We start from the raw sequence: 18,151 nt of genomic DNA on the forward strand, positions 1-18,151 counted from the left end.
ATAGCTAAATTTGCGTTCATAATCATCCTAATCACATACTGTAATGAATAGTATAAAAGAGAATATACAATCGATTTTACAAAGAGAGTCCCAGGCGATATTAAATATACCGGTGACGGATGAGTTTGAAAAAGCGATTTCGCTTATCGTAGAGCAGATTCATATAAAAAAAGGAAAATTGGTTACCAGTGGAATGGGGAAAGCCGGGCAAATAGCGATGAATATTGCCACGACATTCTGTTCTACAGGCATTCCCTCGGTATTTCTTCATCCCAGTGAAGCTCAGCATGGTGACTTGGGAATATTGCAGGAAAACGATTTGATGCTGGTTATTTCTAATTCAGGCAAGACTCGTGAGATTATTGAGTTGTTAAGTCTTGCGTCGAATTTATATCCCGAACTTAAATTTATCGTGATTACCGGAAATGCTCAAAGCGAACTGGCTTATAAGGCTGATGTGTGCCTGTTTACCGGTGCACCTGAAGAGGTATGTCCTTTGGGACTTACGCCTACTACCTCTACAACTTTAATGACTGTTATCGGTGATTTATTGGTGGTTAATACAATGCTGGCAACAGGATTTGATAATAAACAATATGCCCTGCGGCATCATGGTGGCTATCTGGGGCAACTGTCTAGAAAGCAGAGTAATGATGAAAAATAAATACCGGTATGCGTAAAGTAATAGGAATAGGAGAGACGATTCTGGATATAATATTTAAGGATAGCAAGCCTTTCAGGTCGGTGCCGGGGGGATCCACCTTCAATACTATGGTTTCATTGGGCCGTCTGCAGATCGATACGTCGTTTATCAGCGAATTAGGTAACGATCGTGTCGGCGAATCTATCCTTTGTTTTATGCGTGATAATTCTGTTTCTACTGAAAATATAGATATTTTTAGTAACGGACAGACGCCTATATCTCTGGCATTTCTGGATAAGGATAATGATGCTCATTATTCTTTTTATGTTAAGTACCCCCAAGATAGGCTCAATGTCGTGTGGCCGCGCATCAATGAAGATGATATTTTGATATTCGGGTCTTATTTTTCTGTAAATCCGCAATTACGAAAAAGAATAACAGAACTAGTCGAATATGCCCGGGAAAGAAAAGCTATTATTTATTATGATCCAAATTTTCGTTCCGCTCATGCTCACGAAGCGATGAAACTTATGCCGTATGTGCTGGAAAATTTCGAATATGCTGATATCGTAAAAGGTTCGGCTGAAGATTTCAGAAACCTTTTTAAGGTGACAGATCCCGGACGGGTATATGCGAACCATGTTAAATTCTATTGTCCTAATTTTATTTATACTCGCGGAGGAAATGGCGTAGAGCTTTTCTCTCCTTCGGGAGTATCTCATTTTGATGTGAAACATTTGGAGCCTGTGAGTACTATAGGAGCCGGGGACAGTTTTAATGCCGGTATTCTTTTCGGATTGCTAAAATACGGTGTTACTCATGAAACATTGTATTCCCTTACCAGAGAAGAATGGGCCGGAATCATACAATACGGAATAGACTTTTCTTCTTCGGTATGTGAAAGTTATGATAATTATATATCGAAAGATTTCGCATCCGGACATAAGTTGTAATATCATAAACCAAAACTATAATATATTAAATAAACCAAAACCGTCATATACATGGCGGTTTTTTATTTATATTTGCTTTATAAGAAATTCATCTTTAATGGCTTATGATAAAATATCTTCAAATATTCTTACTGGTGCTGCTGACTGCCTGTTCTACTTCCCGGCCCGAAATAGATGTCGCATGTGAAATAGACGATAATTATAATTATATTCTTAAATGGGATTTATATCCCCGGCTTGACGGTGACGTAAAAATATATCGTTCGATTAATCCTGATTTTTTTGATACGAAATCGGCACCTGCTTGCATCTGCAATATTAACGATAATCAGGTGCGTATTCCTGATAATGGAGATTTACACCGTTATTATTTTCTGTTAAGGTTCGATAATAAATTTGATGTTGTTACAGGGCCGAGGGCCGAACGGTTGAAATATGTGCAGAACTTCCGGGATATAGGAGGCTATAAAGGTAAAGATAATAAGCATATACGGTGGGGTATGATTTACCGCTCCGGGAATCTGGATTCTCTGGACGAAATGAGTGTAGAACGTCTTAAATTAATGGGAATACGTACGTTGATTGATTTTAGGGATAGTGAGGATGTTCAGAAGCCTTCCGGTAAATTGAACCTTGAAAATGTCATTAATCTTCCGGGAAGCCTTCATTACCGGGAAGCTTTACGTACCCGTATCATGAATAATGAAATATTGAAAGGCGATGCGACAGTTTTTATGCAGGATCTCAATGTCGCTCTTTCGGCCTGTGGCAAAAATGCTTTCAAGTCGATGTTTAACCAATTGCTGGTGGAAGATAATTATCCGGTCATACTTAGCTGTAGCTATGGTAAAGATTATACCGGTTTTGCGGTTGCGTTGCTGTTAGCGGCATTGGGTGTACAAAAAGATGATATCGTGAGCGATTATGTTTTGACGAATTCTTATTTTGATAAGCAGACCGTTCGTTCTATCGATATAAAAGAATGTAATACAAAAAGTCAGGAAGCGTTGACAAAAATACTCACGGCCGATCCTATGTATCTTACATTTGTTTATAGCCGGCTCGAAAAAGAGTACGGTAGTATCTCTAATTATCTGGAAAAAGAATTAGGACTTACTACGGAGAAACGTAAACATTTGAAACAGATTTTATTGAAGTAACCGGAAACTTGTTTTCTTCTATTGTTGTTGTTATTTACAAATATGCATTGTGTGTTGTATATAATACCAATTATTATACGTAACTTTGCCGATTGTAAAGACTTTAGGTTCATATAGATGTTTTTTATTCTTCCTGCCCTTAGCTTTCCGTAAGGACGAAAAAGGTTCCTCTTTATAACCCTAAAGCGTAAAATAACAATAAATATTAGATGAAAACATTTGAAGAATTAGGAATTGGTGATTCAATACTCAAGGCAATCACCGAAATGGGATATGAACAACCTATGCCCGTGCAGGAGCAGGTAATCCCGCATTTGTTATATGAAGATACCGATTTGGTAGCTTTGGCACAGACAGGAACAGGGAAGACGGCAGCATTTGGTTTGCCGGTAATACAGCGAATAGACATAAAAAATAATCAGCCTCAGGCTCTTATTCTTTCTCCTACGCGTGAATTATGTTTACAGATCGCCAGCGATCTGGCCGATTATTCCAAATATATTGATGGCCTACGGGTACTTCCTGTATATGGCGGTTCCAGTATAGACAGCCAGATACGAATGTTACGGAAAGGAGTACATATAGTTGTTGCCACTCCCGGACGTTTGTTAGACCTGATCGAACGGAAAACGGTATATCTCGATAATGTTTCGACCGTGATTATGGATGAAGCGGACGAAATGCTTAATATGGGTTTTCTGGATAGTATTAATGCGATATTATCGAAGGTTCCGGAGAACCGAAAAACATTATTGTTTTCTGCAACGATGCCTGCTGAGATTGCTAAGATTGCCCGGAACTATATGCATAACCCGCAAGAGGTGGTTATCGGTAGCCGTAATGAGGGAGCTGCAAATGTAAAGCATGTATATTATCTGGTTCACGCCAAAGATAAATATTTAGCATTGAAACGTATTGCCGATTTTTACCCCAATATATACGGTATTATATTTTGCCGTACGCGTAGAGAAACACAGGAAATAGCGGATCAGTTGATTCAGGACGGATATAATGCCGATTCTTTACATGGAGAACTTTCCCAGCAGCAGCGCGATGCGGTAATGCAAAAATTTCGTGTACGTAATATTCAGTTACTTGTGGCAACCGATGTAGCAGCCCGGGGGCTGGATGTGAACGATCTTACTCACGTAATTAATTATGGCTTGCCCGACGATATAGAAACTTATACTCATCGTAGCGGTCGTACGGGCCGGGCCGGTAAATCGGGTATATCTATAGCTATCGTTCATGTTAAGGAAAAAGGCCGTCTACGTGAAATAGAGCGCAAAATCGGTAAACAATTTGAAAAAGGGCATGTTCCTACCGGAACTGAAATATGTGAGAAACAACTTTTCAATTTGGTCGATCGTATTGAGAAAGTGAAGGTAAACGAAGAAGAGATAGCATCTTATTTGCCTTCTATTTTTCGTAAGCTGGAGTGGCTGAGTGAACAAGATATTATTAAACGAATCGTCTCTCTTGAGTTTAACCGTTTGTTGGATTATTATAAAGATTCGAACGAGTTGGATGTGCCGGACGAACGTGGCCGTAAAGATGGCAAAAGAGGACGAGATGACAGAGAAGGGGGAAAGAGAGATTCGGGCCGTGACAGGACTCGGGCTGCTGAACCTGGTTTCGCCCGTTTGTTCATTAATGTAGGAAAAACGGACGGATTTTTTCCCAATAATCTTATCGAGTTGGTTAATAATAATGTACGGGGCCGGGTAGATATAGGCCGTATAGATCTGATGCCTTCTTTCTCGTTCTTCGATGTGGATGAAAAGTCAGCCCACCGGGTGATAAGCGGACTCAAGAATTGCGACTTCTTCGGTCGTCGTATAAATGTGGAAATAGCCGGAGAGAAAAAAAGCGAAGGTGGTCGTAGACGAAAGCCGAGTCCGGAATCCAGAGAGTCGTATGGACATTCAAAGAAAAGAAGTTATAATCATGAAAAATTTTCTTCGGATAAATCGAAAAAGAGAGCCTCTTCCAAGAAAAAGTAATTAATAATGCAATAATAAAAACAGGAAAATATTTTTAAATATTTTCCTGTTTTTATTTTATAACTGCCGGTATTGTTTAGGTGACATGCCTGTTTGTCTTTTGAAAAATTTTCCGAAAAATGATTGATTGGCGAAGTTCAGTTCATTGGATATTTGTTGTATCGTCAGAGTACTTGATTTTATCATAGATTTTGCCTGTAATGTAACATATTCGTTTATAATCTCGTTCGCTCCTTTCTTTGTCGTTTGCTTTATAACGAGGGATAAATGCTTGGGAGTGATGCAAAGCTCGTTGGCGTAAAACTGTACGTCCCGGTGTTGTTTATAGTGCTTTAACAACAGTTGCATAAAGTTTTTCATTATTTCTTCTTTTCGGGATATTTTTATAGGCCGTACCTTATATCTTTGTTTAAAGATCATATCAATCTCTGCAGAAATAGCTTGGAACGTGAATTTGATGACATCTGTATTTACTGTTTCGGTTTCGGTTTTTCTTTTCAGGAAAGAGATACTATCTACCAGACCCTCTGTTTCAGTCGGAGTGAGTTGGGTAATAGGATATTGAATGATGTAAACCGACATAGATAAAGCCTTTTGTAAATTAACTTGTAACTGCTGGAGAAATTCCGTTTTTGCAATAAGAATTATAAATGAAAGATCGGGACTCTTTTTGTGGTATTTCCAGATAACTCCGGGAAAAAGGAATAACAGATTATTCTTTTTTATAGTGTAGTGTTTCAAGTTGAGACTTATTTCAACTTCACCGTCCAAACATAGAAAAATACAGGCATGGGTAGTCTGAAGGGGTTGGTAGGCAACCTGTAAGTTTTTAGGAAAACTATTGAAAATTGCTAAATTGCGTTCAAAGAATGTTTTTTGTATGATATTGGGGATATTACTCTCATTACAGTTATCCATATGTGTATATAATTACGGGCAAATATAATACTTTTTTTGAATATGAAACAATTGTACTCAAAGGATTGTTATTTGGTAATATGGATTTATGTTATAAAAAAGAAAGTATGAAAAAGATAGTTATAATTTATGATGGAATTACCGAAGAATTAGCCAAAATGGTAGCATCACAATTGCAGGTAGGGAAAGAAAGCGTTCGTCCGATTTCGTCTCTCACTCCGGTAAAAATAAAAGATTATGATACGATTTTGCTGGGCTTGTCTGCTAATGGCAATACGGAAGAAGCTATTAAATTATTGTCTGGGGTAGATCTGAAAGATAAAACCGTTGGTTTGTTTGGACATTGTGCCCGTAAAGCCGGAATGGAGATGTTTTGTTCACTTACTGGACGTTTTCATGATTTCTTGAAAAATTCGGGAGCCCATTTTATCGGAGCGATGCCCGTTGAAGATTATAAGGCGGGTGCGCCTATCGTAGCGGAAGGAAACGAATATGTAGGCTTGGCTTTTGACGAAGCTATTGATGGGAAAGCGACAGACTCCCGGGTGCAAGCATGGACCGATATAATGAATAACAATCCGAATTCTCAACCCCTATTCGGGTCTGTCCGTAAAAAATAACGGCATTATTCTTTTCCTGTCAGACGGGCTGTGAAGAATCTTGCGGCAAACCATAAATGCCATAATACAACCGGGATACTCCCGTAGTATTTGACCATGATGCGGTAACGTTCTTTTAACGATAGTTTTCTGTTTTTGGTTGTCACACCTTCATTTAAATAATTAATAAGAATCGTATGTGTATTTGTTATGATTTTTGCTTGCCTCATGCATCGAATACACCAGTCGAAGTCTGACGAAAAACGGTATGTCAGGTCATATTCCGGTGCAATTGTCCGCCGGGCTATGAAGGCTTGGTGACATACCAGCATGCCTTTGCGAAAGCTTTTCCAGGATAGCTTTTCAGGTGCTTTTAGCCGTCTCATACTTATAAAGTTCCGTTTTGAATTTACTAACGCCGTTTCTCCGTATAGAATATCCGGATTGTTACTTATATTTATATATTCGGCAATGATTTTCAACGTGTCTTCATTGTAAAAGGAATCTCCTGCATTCAGGAATATCAGATATTCACCCGAAGCGTTTCTTAATCCTTTGTTCATGGCATCGTATAATCCTTTATCTTTTTCGCTTATCGTATGGGTTATGATGTGCCTGTAATCCGATACGATATTCAGTGTATTATCGGTCGATGCTCCATCGACAATAATATATTCAAAATCATTAAAAGTCTGTTTGGATACACTTTCCAGTGTCGGTCTTAATGTGAGACCGGCATTGAATGTGATTGTAATGATAGAAAATAAAGGGTGCATTGCCATATTTGTTATCGGGAAAGAATCTGTTTGTAGAATTGAATGTAGCGGGATGCTACCGCTGAAGACGAATACAGAGTGTTTACTCTTTCAATACAGGATTGTTCCATTTCATTATTAGGTGTGTTTTTTAATACCCAAAAAATACCTTGAGACAAGTCTTCGGTGGAAGGATAAGCAGCCAGATATCCTGTCTTTTTGTGAAGAATTATATCCTGTTGCCCGCCACTGTTGAATGAAACTACAGGAGTCCCGCATGCCATCGATTCGATCAGAGTTTGTCCGAAAGTTTCATAATGGGCGGCCGATACTGTCATGTCTGCTGCTGTATAAAGTTCTGCAAGGGTCTCGGTATCGTTTATGATTCCCAAATGCATATATCGGCAGGGAACGTTTTTCAGAAAATCCGGGTCGTTTTTTATATCTCCGAAAAGGACAAGCAAGATATTTTTGCCGAATGTATGCTGTATTTCCGGCTTTTCCAGGGCTTTTTTTAACAAGTCGAATCCTTTGATGGGACTATTCAGTTTTGCCGCACCGAAAACCAGAATACGGTCTGTGGGAAGGAAAGCAAATTTATTTCTTGAAGCTTCCTTATCCCGGGGAAAGAAAATCCCCGTATCTATTACATTGGGAATGACCGTGCATGTATTGTTACGTCCTATATAGCTTTTGTCTGCGCAATTTTTCAGCCAGGAACTGACAGCAACAAAATGGATATTCCGGAAAAGTGATTCTTTTTTCACTCCGGTCCGGTACGATAAGTCCTTTTTGTTGTAGGAGGATAGTTGCGGGCAAGAACCGCATCCGGTCTCATAATGGGAGCAGTCCCAAGCGTAATGACAAATACCGGTAATAGGCCACATGTCGTGCATGGTCCATACGATAGGTTTACCGCAGTTCAGTATCTTTTTTATATCATGAAGAGAAAGCATTCCCTGATTTATCCAGTGCAGATGTATAATGTCGGCTTCCTGTATTTCTTTTATCGTAGAAATATTTGTTCCTGTCTCCGCCGTAGATACATCGAATAGTCTTTTGCGGGAAAAACTGTTATTGAAAAATATGACGAGCCTTTCCCATAAAAATTTCCAACGATACAGAATCTTTTTAAATTTTCCAGCATTGCAATCGATGATATGAGGTGATTGTCCGCAAGCTGAAGCTACCACCATATTTACATCTATGTTGTTTTTGTTCAGCGCGTTCATCAGCCTTTTACAAGCGATGGCCGCTCCTCCCTTGCAATCGGATGTATTAACAAATGTAACTTTCATGACAAACCAGGAATACTAATTGCTTTTGTTCATAGGAATGTTTTTGTAAAAATAGCTGTTTTCGGCGAGAATACTTCTATTGTCGGGGATTATTTGTATTTTTGTCAAGCTATATATTAAAATAAATATGCACATGAAAAAGGTCGTATTCTTAGGTTTAGGATATATCGGCTTACCTACTGCGGCGGTAGCGGCCCGGCATGGCTATCAGGTAGTAGGTGTCGATGTGAATCCTGCCGTTGTGGAAACGATAAATCAGGGAAAAATACATATCGTGGAACCCGATTTGGATGAAATAGTGAAAGAGGTCGTTCGTACGGGTAATTTACGCGCGGTATGTAAGCCCGAACCGGCAGACGCTTTTTTTATTGTTGTTCCTACCCCGTTCAAACAAAATCACCGGGCGGATATCACTTATGTGGAATCTGCGACGCGTTCGGTTATCCCGTATCTTAAAGACGGAGATTTATTCGTGATAGAATCGACATCACCGGTTTTTACGACCGAAAAAATGGCCGGTATTATTTATAAAGAACGTCCTGAGCTAAAAGGAAAAATATTTATAGCTTATTGTCCGGAGCGAGTTTTGCCGGGAAATACCCTTTATGAACTTGTTCATAACGATCGGGTTATCGGAGGTATAGATAAAGCTTCTACCGATAAAGCCATAGAATTTTATTCGGTATTCGTAAAAGGTAAGTTACATCGTACGAATGCCAGAACGGCAGAGATGTGTAAATTGACGGAAAATTCGTCTCGGGATTCCCAGATCGCTTTTGCAAACGAACTTTCCATGATATGCGACAAGGCAGGAGTTAATGTGTGGGAACTTATAGACCTGGCCAATAAACATCCGAGGGTAAATATACTACAACCCGGTTGCGGTGTAGGAGGGCATTGTATCGCTGTAGATCCCTGGTTTATCGTTTCGGATTATCCCGAACAGGCACAGTTGATAAAACGTGCCCGTGAAACCAATGATTATAAGGCGGACTGGTGTGCGAATAAGGTTATGGATGCATGCCGTAAATTCGTGGAAGAAAATGAAAGAGAACCTGTAGTCGCCTGTATGGGACTGGCTTTTAAGCCTAATATTGACGATCTTCGTGAATCTCCTGCTAAATATATAGCATCACGTATTATTTCCGAGTCCAGGGCAGATGTTCTGGTTGTGGAACCCAATATCCGTGCACATGCCAGTTTCAATCTGACCGATTATCGGGAGGCATACCGTAAAGCCGATATAGTAGTGTGGCTAGTGCGTCATACCCCTTTTGTCGAGTTACCAAGAGAAGAGAATAAACTGGAACTGGATTTTTGTGGAGTAAGAAAATGAAATCTGGATAATCTATGAAAAAAATATTATTGGTTTTCGGTACACGGCCTGAGGCGATAAAGATGGCTCCGTTGGTGAAGCTTCTACAGCGTGAGACAGACTTTTTTGAGACGAAGGTGTGTGTAACTGCACAGCACCGGCAAATGTTGGACCAGGTTCTGGAGATGTTTGAAATTGTACCTGATTATGATTTGGATATTATGGCTCCCAATCAGGATTTATATGACATCACTTCTAAAGTTTTGCTGGGTTTACGTCAGGTTCTGAAGGACTTTTGTCCTGATGTGGTTTTGGTACATGGAGATACTACAACATCTATGGCGGCGTCTTTGGCAGCTTTTTATCAGCAGATAAGCGTAGGACATGTGGAAGCGGGTTTGCGGACATTCGATTTATACTCGCCGTGGCCCGAAGAGATGAACCGGCAGGTAACGGACCGTGTATGTACTTATTATTTTGCTCCGACTCAAAAATCGAAAGACAATTTATTGCATGAGAATATCGATGCTGACAAAATATTCGTTACCGGGAATACTGTTATCGATGCATTGCTTATGGCTGTCAGTATTATTTCGGGAAAACCGGGGATAAAGGAAAGCTTACACGAAGAGGTATGCCGCAAAGGTTATACTGTCGGAGAGAGAAAATATATTCTGGTTACAGGACATCGCAGGGAGAATTTCGGAGAAGGATTCCTGCATATTTGTCAGGCCATCCGGGAAATTGCTGCAGAATATCCGGAAATGGACATTGTATATCCGGTACATCTTAATCCGAATGTTCAGAAACCTGTTTATGAGCTTCTTTCCGGGTTAGATAATGTTTATCTTATTTCTCCTCTTGATTATTTACCGTTTATTTATGCTATGCAGAATAGTCTTCTTTTGTTGACGGATAGCGGCGGGGTACAGGAAGAAGCCCCATCTTTGGGTAAACCAGTCCTCGTTATGCGTAACACGACCGAACGTCCCGAGGCGGTCGAAGCCGGTACGGTGAAACTGGTAGGTACGGATAGTATAACCATTGTGAAAAGCGTGAAAGAACTGCTTGATGATCCTGAGTTATATAAAAGAATGTCCGAGACACATAATCCTTATGGTGACGGGCATGCCTGTGAAAGGATTATTGCTGCTTTAAAATAGTGGTAAATGCTTCCAGAAAACGGTCGGAGACGCTTTCCAGATTTATTTTTTCCCGTATAATGCGTTCCGATTCTTTTTGCATATCCGCGCGCAATTCCGGTGAGGCAAAAATCGTTTTGATCTTTTCAGCCAGACTATCAGCGTCTCCTTCTTTGAAAAAGAAACCGTTCCGGCCATCCGTGACCAGATCTTTTTCTGTACTGTCGCATACAGAACATATCACCGGCATACCGTATGTCATGGCATCGTTAATGGACAGACCACCCATTCCGGCCAATACATATAAAGTAGATTCGTTCATATAAGCTCCCAGTTCCTGAGGTTTATAAATACTTCCTGTAAAACGTATCTGTTCCCCGAAACCACTTTCTTCCGCCTGACGTTTCAGGTTGTCCAGTTCAGGGCCGTCTCCTACGATGACTAATTCGGCATCGGGAAATTCCGGTACGATCTTTTTAAAAGCATCTATTAACAGGTCAACCCGCTTCCACTTCACCAATCGTCCTATATGCAATATACGTTTGTTGCATACAGGCAATAAAGGTTTACCGGATCGTACATGATCTCTTTCTTTAAGTAAAGCTTCCGTGTCGGTAGCATTATAGGTGACGTGAATATTCTCTTTTTTTACGCCGTAAGAAGGTAATATGTCATAGGCAACGGACGAATAGTTCAATGTTCCCGCCGCCCGTGCATAACAATACCGGCGGATATGCATCGTTATATATTGCCGTATATAGAATCCTGCTCCTTTGCTCAGCAAATTCATATTTTCGTCATACATCGCATGTTCCTCGAAGTAAGGCCGTATCCTTCCGTAAGGAGGAGTTTGGAACGGAATTTCCCGGATTACCAGTTTAGCCCCCGATTTTTTAATCGCTTTTCTTAATTTTGGCTGGAAAAAAAATTGAAGGAAATAAGGCCAACCCATGACAACGATATCCGGCTTTTCATCCGATACGATTTGCGGTAAAGCAGGGAATGCGCACTTTCCATAAAACATGTTTTTTTCCGCTGCATATACGCGTTTGTAACGCCCGCCTTCTACCATATGAACTCCCTTACCTATTGTTGCATTTCCTTTCTCGGGAATAACGGTTACTATTCCGGCTCCCTTTTCCTGCTGTTTGTTAAGTAATGCGTCCAGATAATGTGAAATGCCGCCGAATGTGTATAAGACCTTCATGATTTCTTTTTATTGATTTTTCTGGTTCTGACGACTTCCGGTGTACGTAACAGTATATCCGATGTAATTTGCATGAATACGACAGAATCTTTTATTTTTTTATGTGCTAAAGCTTTTCCAGCTTTTTTTATTGCGGCCAGAACCCCGTAACCGAAAGCTTGCGGGAACGAATAATTTATATTGGCGTATTCGGATAGTAAAAAGACTTTTTCGGATCGCAAAAACGTGTTATGGTCCGCCGTTCTGAATTCCCGGTCGTGATAACCGAAAACAGAGGGTACATAACCGATTTTATAACCATGATATTTTATTCGGTTTATGTAATCGGTATCTTCTCCGTAATGATAGAATAGGGGAGAAAAACCTCCGATCTCCCGTAAAACTTTTGCCGGGATCAGCCAAAATGCAGCGTTGATGTAACCGGATTCTACAGGTTCGTTTCTCCCGGATAATTGGTATAATTCTTTTATACCCGTATAAGTGCTAAATCCATGATCGGGTTTGTCTCCTTTTCCATTGAGATGCACTGGAGATAAAATGCCGTAGTCCGGATTTTTTTGATGGGTTTTTAATAATGTTCCGATAGTCTCTTTATCGATCCATGCGTCTTGGTTGAGCAAAAATACAGCGTCATAGTCTTCCTGTAGGGATATGTTTATCCCGATGTTATTAGCCTGCCCGAAACCTAAGTTTTGTTTATTCTTTATGAGCCGTACCTCAGGATAGTGTTGTTCTATGATTTCGGTAGTACGGTCTTTGGAACAGTTATCTATAACCATGACCGACACATGATAAGACGATTTCCTCAAACTTCCCAGGCAACGTTCTATCCAATGTTCGAAATTATAAGATACGATGATAACCAATACTTTTTTCATATATCAATCCAGAGGCTCATTGTTTTTAGGTAAATTAGTTTTCTCCTTTTTTATCATTTGTAAGAACTCATTGATCATTTCCATTCTCAGTATTTTAGAAATTCCCAGATAAATAATGATATATATGGGAGGAACCACCAATAACCGAAGTACTTCCGTAGGGAGTAAAGAATATAAGAATGCGCATATAACTGTACAAAATAATGCCAGAACCAGATAAGGAGAAACATCTTTCAAAAATTCTTTAAAATGATATCCGGTATAAATATGACCGAGGATGACAGTTGCAGTCAGAGAAAGCAGGGTATAGCATACCCATAACCAAATAAGGGAAATAATCCCGTAAGAATAGAGTAAGACAATTCCGGCTAATAAAAAAGCCTTCTTCCATATTTCCATATGCAGATTCAGTCCCGGACGGCCAATGCTGTTGAACAAGTCGTAAAACAAAATAATGAATGGTGCAAAAGCTCCCGATATACAGAGGATGCGGAAGTAGGGAACCGAAGGCAGCCATTGCTCTTTTAACAGGATAAGAATTAAAGGATGAGATACTACGATCATGAGCGACATGACGGGAAAAATGAAAAAAGCCATAGCTCGTATGTATTTGCGAAATACTCGTTTGAGACGGACTTTGTCTTCCTGTATCGAAGATAATACAGGAAATCCGACGCTGCGAAAAACGTTTCCTATGAAAGAAGAAGCTATATCCTGATATTTATTGGCTTGCGTATAATATCCGGCATTGGATATTCCATAAAATTTTCCAATGATAATAGGATAGATGTAATTAAATACATTGTTCAATATGCCCGTTGCGATAAGATTCGAACTATAACCGAAAAATTCTTTTATGGAAGCCGTGCGGAACTCATAAGTAGGTCTCCAGCTGCCATAAGACCAAAAGAAAAGAGCCCTGAAAAAAGCGAGACCCACTGTTTGAGCAACCAAAGCCCAAACACCGAGACCCGAGTAGGCTAAAATGATTGCAATGACCGAAGATATAGCAAGAGAAAATATATTGACCTTGGCGCATTGTGTGAAACAAATATTTTTGAAAAGCAAAGTCTGTTGTATAAGAGCCGTAGCGTTGAAAAGCAATGTGAGAAAAAAAATGCGGCATATCAGTGTAAGGTCGGGTAGCCCGAAAAAAATGGCAATATAAGGTGCCGAAAAAAACAGAATGGCATATAGAACCAGACTGAATCCCAAGTTGAAATAAAAAATAGTGCTGTAATCGGCCTGTGTCGCATTTTTCTTGCGGATCAGTGCAGATGCAAAACCGCTGTCGATAAGGATTCCTGCCAGTGCGATGAATATGGCTAATACGCCGGTCTTTCCGTAATCTTCCGCATTCAGAATCCGGGCAAGGATAACTCCCGAAATAAAATAGAGCAATTGTTGCCCGAATTTATCGGCGAAGCTCCATGCCAGCGCTTTCTGTGTTTTCCCTTTTAAATTATCGTCATTATCGTTCATATAAAAGTAAACCGATAAGAATATTGGAAGACTGTTTTATTTTGAATATCCCTTTCGTATTTTATACGAAAGGGATATTATAATGGAGGTATGACTATTTTACTTCCGAACCGGGAGTCACATCTGCAGCAGGTTGTATGACAATTAGTTTCCCGCCAGCATCTTCTGCCGATAATATCATACCTTGAGATTCTATACCTTTAAGTTTCCGGGGCGCCAGGTTCGCTACAAAACATACTTCTTTGCCAATCAGTTCTTCCGGCGTATAATGTTTTGCTATACCCGATACTATAGTGCGTCCGCCAAGACCGTCGTCAATCTTGAACTGGAGTAATTTGTCGGCTTTAGGTACTTTTTGGCATTCCAGAACTTTTCCTACCCGGATATCCAGTTTTAAAAAATCGTCAAATTCGACGTTCTCTTTTACGGGAGTTGTCTGGTGATTTTTTATTTCGTTGGCTTTTTTTGTTTCCTGTAATTTCTGTATCTGCGCTTCGACAGCACTGTCCTCTATTTTTTCGAACAGGAGTTCCGGTTCTTTTAATTGCAGGCCGACGGGCAGTATGTCGGTGCTTCCCAAAATATTCCAGTTACAGTGGTTCATTCCCAGTAAAGAGCGCAGTTTAGCAGCAGAGAAGGGAAGGAACGGCTCGAAAGCAATGGCGAGGTTGGCCGATATCTGCAGCGATAAGTTTAAAATTGTGCCTACTCTTGCCATGTCGGTTTTTGCCAATTTCCACGGTTCTGTATCGGCCAGGTATTTATTACCGATGCGGGCCAGGTTCATAGCCTCTTTCAAAGCGTCGCGGAAACGGTAATGCTCCAGATAATTTTCCATTTCGGCTTTTACTCCGGTAAATTCTTTCAGCGTTTCTTCGTCATATTCAGTCAATTCTCGGCAAGCAGGTACTTTTCCTTCAAAATATTTGTGTGTAAGCACTAATGCGCGGTTGATGAAATTACCGAGTATGGCGACCAATTCATTATTATTGCGCGCCTGAAAATCTTTCCAGGTAAAATCGTTATCTTTTGTTTCAGGAGCGTTAGCTGTCAGTACATAACGCAAAACATCTTGTTTTCCGGGGAAGTCGGCTAAATACTCATGCAACCATACCGCCCAGTTTCTCGAAGTGGAAATTTTGTCCCCTTCCAGATTCAGAAATTCATTGGAAGGAACATTCTCGGGAAGAATGTAACTGCCTTCTGCTTTAAGCATGGCGGGGAATACGATGCAATGGAATACGATATTATCTTTTCCGATGAAATGGACTAATTTGGTATCTTTATCTTTCCAATAAAGTTCCCATGTATCTGGTAATAGTTCTTTTGTATTGGAAATGTATCCGATAGGTGCATCGAACCATACATACAGGACTTTCCCTTCTGCTCCTTCTACCGGAACCGGCACACCCCAGTCTAGATCTCGGCTTACCGCACGGGGCTGAAGTCCCATATCCAGCCAGGATTTACATTGTCCGTAAACATTAGGTCTCCACTCTTTATGTTCTTCCAGTATCCACTGGCGCAAAAAAGGTTCCCATTTGTCAAGAGGAAGATACCAGTGCCTGGTTTCTTTCAGTACAGGTTCACTACCGCTTATTGCAGATTTAGGGTTAATAAGATCCGTCGCATTAAGGGAGGTTCCGCAAGCTTCACATTGGTCTCCGTAAGCTCTTTCGTTCTTACAATGGGGACAAGTTCCTGTAATATAGCGGTCTGCCAGGAATTGTTTTGCTTCTTCGTCATAATATTGTAGAGTGGTTTTTTCGATGAATTCGCCTTTATCATATAGTTTACGGAAGAAGTCCGATGCCGTTTTACTGTGTATCTCAGAAGAAGTCCGGGAGTATATATCGAAAGAAATACCGAAATCTTCGAATGACTTCTTGATAATATTGTGGTAGCGGTCTACAACATCCTGGGGCGTGATACCTTCTGCTTTCGCTTTTAAAGTAATGGGTACGCCGTGTTCGTCCGATCCGCCTATCATGACCACGTCTTCGCCTTTTAGACGGAGGTAACGGGTATAGATATCGGCAGGTACATATACTCCTGCCAGATGCCCTATGTGTACGGGGCCATTAGCATAAGGAAGCGCAGTAGTTACCAGAGTTCGTTTGAAATTCTTTTCCATCAATATATTATCGTTTATTGTTAATCTTGTAAATCAAGATGCAAATATACTATTTTATTGTGAAACAGGTATGTCTCTGGCTGTAAAACGTGTATGCGTACATATATGGCGACGCGGCTATATACAGGAATAATCAGGTTCCTGAAGTCTCATTATTTTGGAAAATATAGAAAAGCGGGAGTCGAATTTGTGACAGATGATTCGTTCCCGCTGTTTAAAATAGTTGATTATTTAAATCTATTTTATTCCCGATAATTTTCTAAGTATAGCCGGAATATCTTTGTTATTCATCGGTTTACTGAAATTTTCGGCTCCCACGCCTATTGCATAAAAAGGAACAGGATTTCCCGTATGTGAAAAGGTAGTCCATCCTATACCGGCTTTTTTATTAATGAGTTTGAAAACTGCTTCTGTAAACTGGTCGGTATGAGCATAAAGAGTTTGGGTCTCTATTCCTGTTTTTGAAAGGAACGTAACCTGGAAATATTTCATAAGATCTCCTTCTTCCCCTGTATTCACGGGTATTTTATCCCATAATCCGAAGTTCTTTTTCAAGAATTCTTTCATTTCGTTCCAAGAATTTTTTTTGTTTTCTTTCAATATGTTTTTTATGATTTTTGCCAGTTTATCTTTGGATATTTTCTGGTAGTTGATATAGTCCAGATGTTGCATATTGTTCCCGTCTACAGTTCCCAGAGCCAAACCTCCTGTTTCATGATCGGCAGTAACGATGATTAATGTCTCTTTCGGATGTTTTTTGTAAAATTCGTAAGCGGCTTTCAGGCTTTCATTGAAGGACAAGATTTCCTGTACCATACATCCTGCATCATTTATGTGTGCGGCATGGTCGATAAGTCCCCCTTCTGCCATCAGGAAGAAACCTTTTTTGGCGTTCTTGCTTAAATGCCCGATGGCGGCTTTTGTCATGAAAGGGAGAGTGAGACTGTTTTCTTCCTGATCCATGGTATAACCCAATGAAGAAGTTTTGGAACTGTCTGCCTGAAGCAGTAATATTTTATCCGCATTTTTACCGGATTGTTCATAGCCATCTATCCCCCGGCAGAGGGTATAGCCTTTGTCCGCGAAGTAAGTGAAAAGATTTATATCCGACGGGTTATTTTTATTATTCGGTTCTCTGAGCCCCGCCCCTCCGATGAAATCAAAATTACTTTCGGCCGCATCTTTTCCTATCTGGTAGAATAATTTCCGGCTGGGCTGGTGCGCATAGAAAGCTCCGGGGGTGGCATCATCGGGGGCAACCGTTGTAATTATCCCTATTTTCATGCCTTTGTCTCTGAGTTGTTCCGCGATGGATGTCAAGTGTTCCCCTTCAGGGCCGACTCCCAGAAATGTGTTATTTGTTTTTGTTCCGCAAGCCAGGGCGGTTCCGGCTGCGGAGGAACAAGTCATGAGATTATTTGCAGAGTAAGTCTGTAAAGAGGAGGATACGGGGAATGTAAGGAAGATGAGTGAATCGGGAGTTTCGGCGTTTTGCCCGAAACGGCAAAAATATTCGGTTGTTTGTACGTGGCCGAATCCCATTCCGTCGCCGATAAAATAAAAAATGTATTTTGGCGATGCGGCTTCCGATGTAGGAGAAATCGCAAATATTACAAAAAGTAATAAGATCGCCCGGAATAATTTTCTCATAATGTTTTTTAGTG

Annotated in this window: 15 protein-coding genes; 7 read left to right on the forward strand and 8 right to left on the reverse strand. The window is 40.4% G+C overall.

The genetic code is table 11. The features are described from left to right. Positions 1-43 precede the first annotated feature (43 nt). The 4 genes from OCV73_RS08495 (at position 44) to OCV73_RS08510 (ending at position 4,759) form a co-directional block, all read left to right on the forward strand. Positions 44-664, forward strand: coding sequence for an SIS domain-containing protein (locus tag OCV73_RS08495; protein WP_243764670.1), 621 nt, complete (start codon positions 44-46; stop codon positions 662-664). An 8-nt stretch (positions 665-672) separates the two neighbouring features. After that, positions 673-1,596 carry a carbohydrate kinase family protein gene (locus tag OCV73_RS08500; RefSeq protein ID WP_147551291.1) on the forward strand — a complete coding sequence of 308 codons (924 nt, stop codon included), beginning with the start codon at positions 673-675 and terminating at the stop codon, positions 1,594-1,596. A 104-nt stretch (positions 1,597-1,700) separates the two neighbouring features. After that, complete coding sequence (locus OCV73_RS08505; protein WP_147551293.1) at positions 1,701-2,756, forward strand: tyrosine-protein phosphatase; 1,056 nt, start codon at positions 1,701-1,703, stop codon at positions 2,754-2,756. A gap of 209 nt (positions 2,757-2,965) precedes the next feature. Next, entirely contained in the window at positions 2,966-4,759 is a 1,794-nt protein-coding gene (locus OCV73_RS08510; protein WP_147551295.1) for a DEAD/DEAH box helicase, read from the forward strand. 57 nt (positions 4,760-4,816) lie between these two features. Here OCV73_RS08510 and OCV73_RS08515 read toward each other — a convergent pair whose 3' ends face one another. After that, on the reverse strand, positions 4,817-5,677 hold the full coding sequence (locus OCV73_RS08515; RefSeq protein ID WP_147551297.1) for a helix-turn-helix domain-containing protein: 861 nt from the start codon (positions 5,675-5,677) through the stop codon (positions 4,817-4,819). A 107-nt stretch (positions 5,678-5,784) separates the two neighbouring features. Here OCV73_RS08515 and OCV73_RS08520 point away from each other — a divergent pair, with 107 nt between their 5' ends. Beyond that, positions 5,785-6,297: an NADPH-dependent FMN reductase family protein gene (locus OCV73_RS08520; RefSeq protein ID WP_147551299.1), complete on the forward strand. Its 513-nt coding sequence runs from the start codon at positions 5,785-5,787 to the stop codon at positions 6,295-6,297. 5 nt (positions 6,298-6,302) lie between these two features. Here OCV73_RS08520 and OCV73_RS08525 read toward each other — a convergent pair whose 3' ends face one another. Both OCV73_RS08525 and OCV73_RS08530 read right to left on the reverse strand, forming a co-directional pair. Further along, positions 6,303-7,058 (reverse strand): glycosyltransferase family 2 protein, encoded by a 756-nt coding sequence (locus OCV73_RS08525; protein ID WP_394802954.1) that lies wholly within the window; start codon positions 7,056-7,058, stop codon positions 6,303-6,305. A 5-nt stretch (positions 7,059-7,063) separates the two neighbouring features. Then, positions 7,064-8,329, reverse strand: coding sequence for a glycosyltransferase (locus OCV73_RS08530; protein WP_147551301.1), 1,266 nt, complete (start codon positions 8,327-8,329; stop codon positions 7,064-7,066). Between the two features lie 133 nt (positions 8,330-8,462). On the opposite strand from OCV73_RS08530, the gene wecC reads away from it, so the two are divergent. Beyond that, a complete protein-coding gene (gene wecC / locus OCV73_RS08535; RefSeq protein WP_147551303.1) occupies positions 8,463-9,665 on the forward strand; it encodes a UDP-N-acetyl-D-mannosamine dehydrogenase in 1,203 nt (400 codons plus the stop codon). 14 nt (positions 9,666-9,679) lie between these two features. Continuing rightward, positions 9,680-10,807 carry a non-hydrolyzing UDP-N-acetylglucosamine 2-epimerase gene (gene wecB, locus OCV73_RS08540; protein WP_147551305.1) on the forward strand — a complete coding sequence of 376 codons (1,128 nt, stop codon included), beginning with the start codon at positions 9,680-9,682 and terminating at the stop codon, positions 10,805-10,807. Here wecB and OCV73_RS08545 read toward each other — a convergent pair. The 5 genes from OCV73_RS08545 to OCV73_RS08565 form a co-directional block, all read right to left on the reverse strand. Then, entirely contained in the window at positions 10,788-11,993 is a 1,206-nt protein-coding gene (locus OCV73_RS08545) for a glycosyltransferase (RefSeq protein ID WP_147551307.1), read from the reverse strand. The genes wecB and OCV73_RS08545 overlap by 20 nt on opposite strands. Continuing rightward, complete coding sequence (locus OCV73_RS08550) at positions 11,990-12,871, reverse strand: glycosyltransferase family 2 protein (protein ID WP_147551309.1); 882 nt, start codon at positions 12,869-12,871, stop codon at positions 11,990-11,992. Before OCV73_RS08550 ends, OCV73_RS08545 begins: the two co-directional genes overlap by 4 nt. Positions 12,872-12,874: 3 nt before the next feature. Then, positions 12,875-14,353: a lipopolysaccharide biosynthesis protein gene (locus OCV73_RS08555; protein WP_147551311.1), complete on the reverse strand. Its 1,479-nt coding sequence runs from the start codon at positions 14,351-14,353 to the stop codon at positions 12,875-12,877. A gap of 94 nt (positions 14,354-14,447) precedes the next feature. Beyond that, positions 14,448-16,487: a methionine--tRNA ligase gene (metG, locus tag OCV73_RS08560; protein ID WP_147551312.1), complete on the reverse strand. Its 2,040-nt coding sequence runs from the start codon at positions 16,485-16,487 to the stop codon at positions 14,448-14,450. Between the two features lie 237 nt (positions 16,488-16,724). Next, positions 16,725-18,137, reverse strand: a complete 1,413-nt coding sequence (locus OCV73_RS08565) for an alkaline phosphatase (protein WP_147551314.1) — start codon at positions 18,135-18,137, stop codon at positions 16,725-16,727. Positions 18,138-18,151: the final 14 nt, after the last annotated feature.

The organism is Barnesiella propionica, assembly GCF_025567045.1.
Taxonomy (GTDB): domain Bacteria; phylum Bacteroidota; class Bacteroidia; order Bacteroidales; family Barnesiellaceae; genus Barnesiella_B; species Barnesiella_B propionica.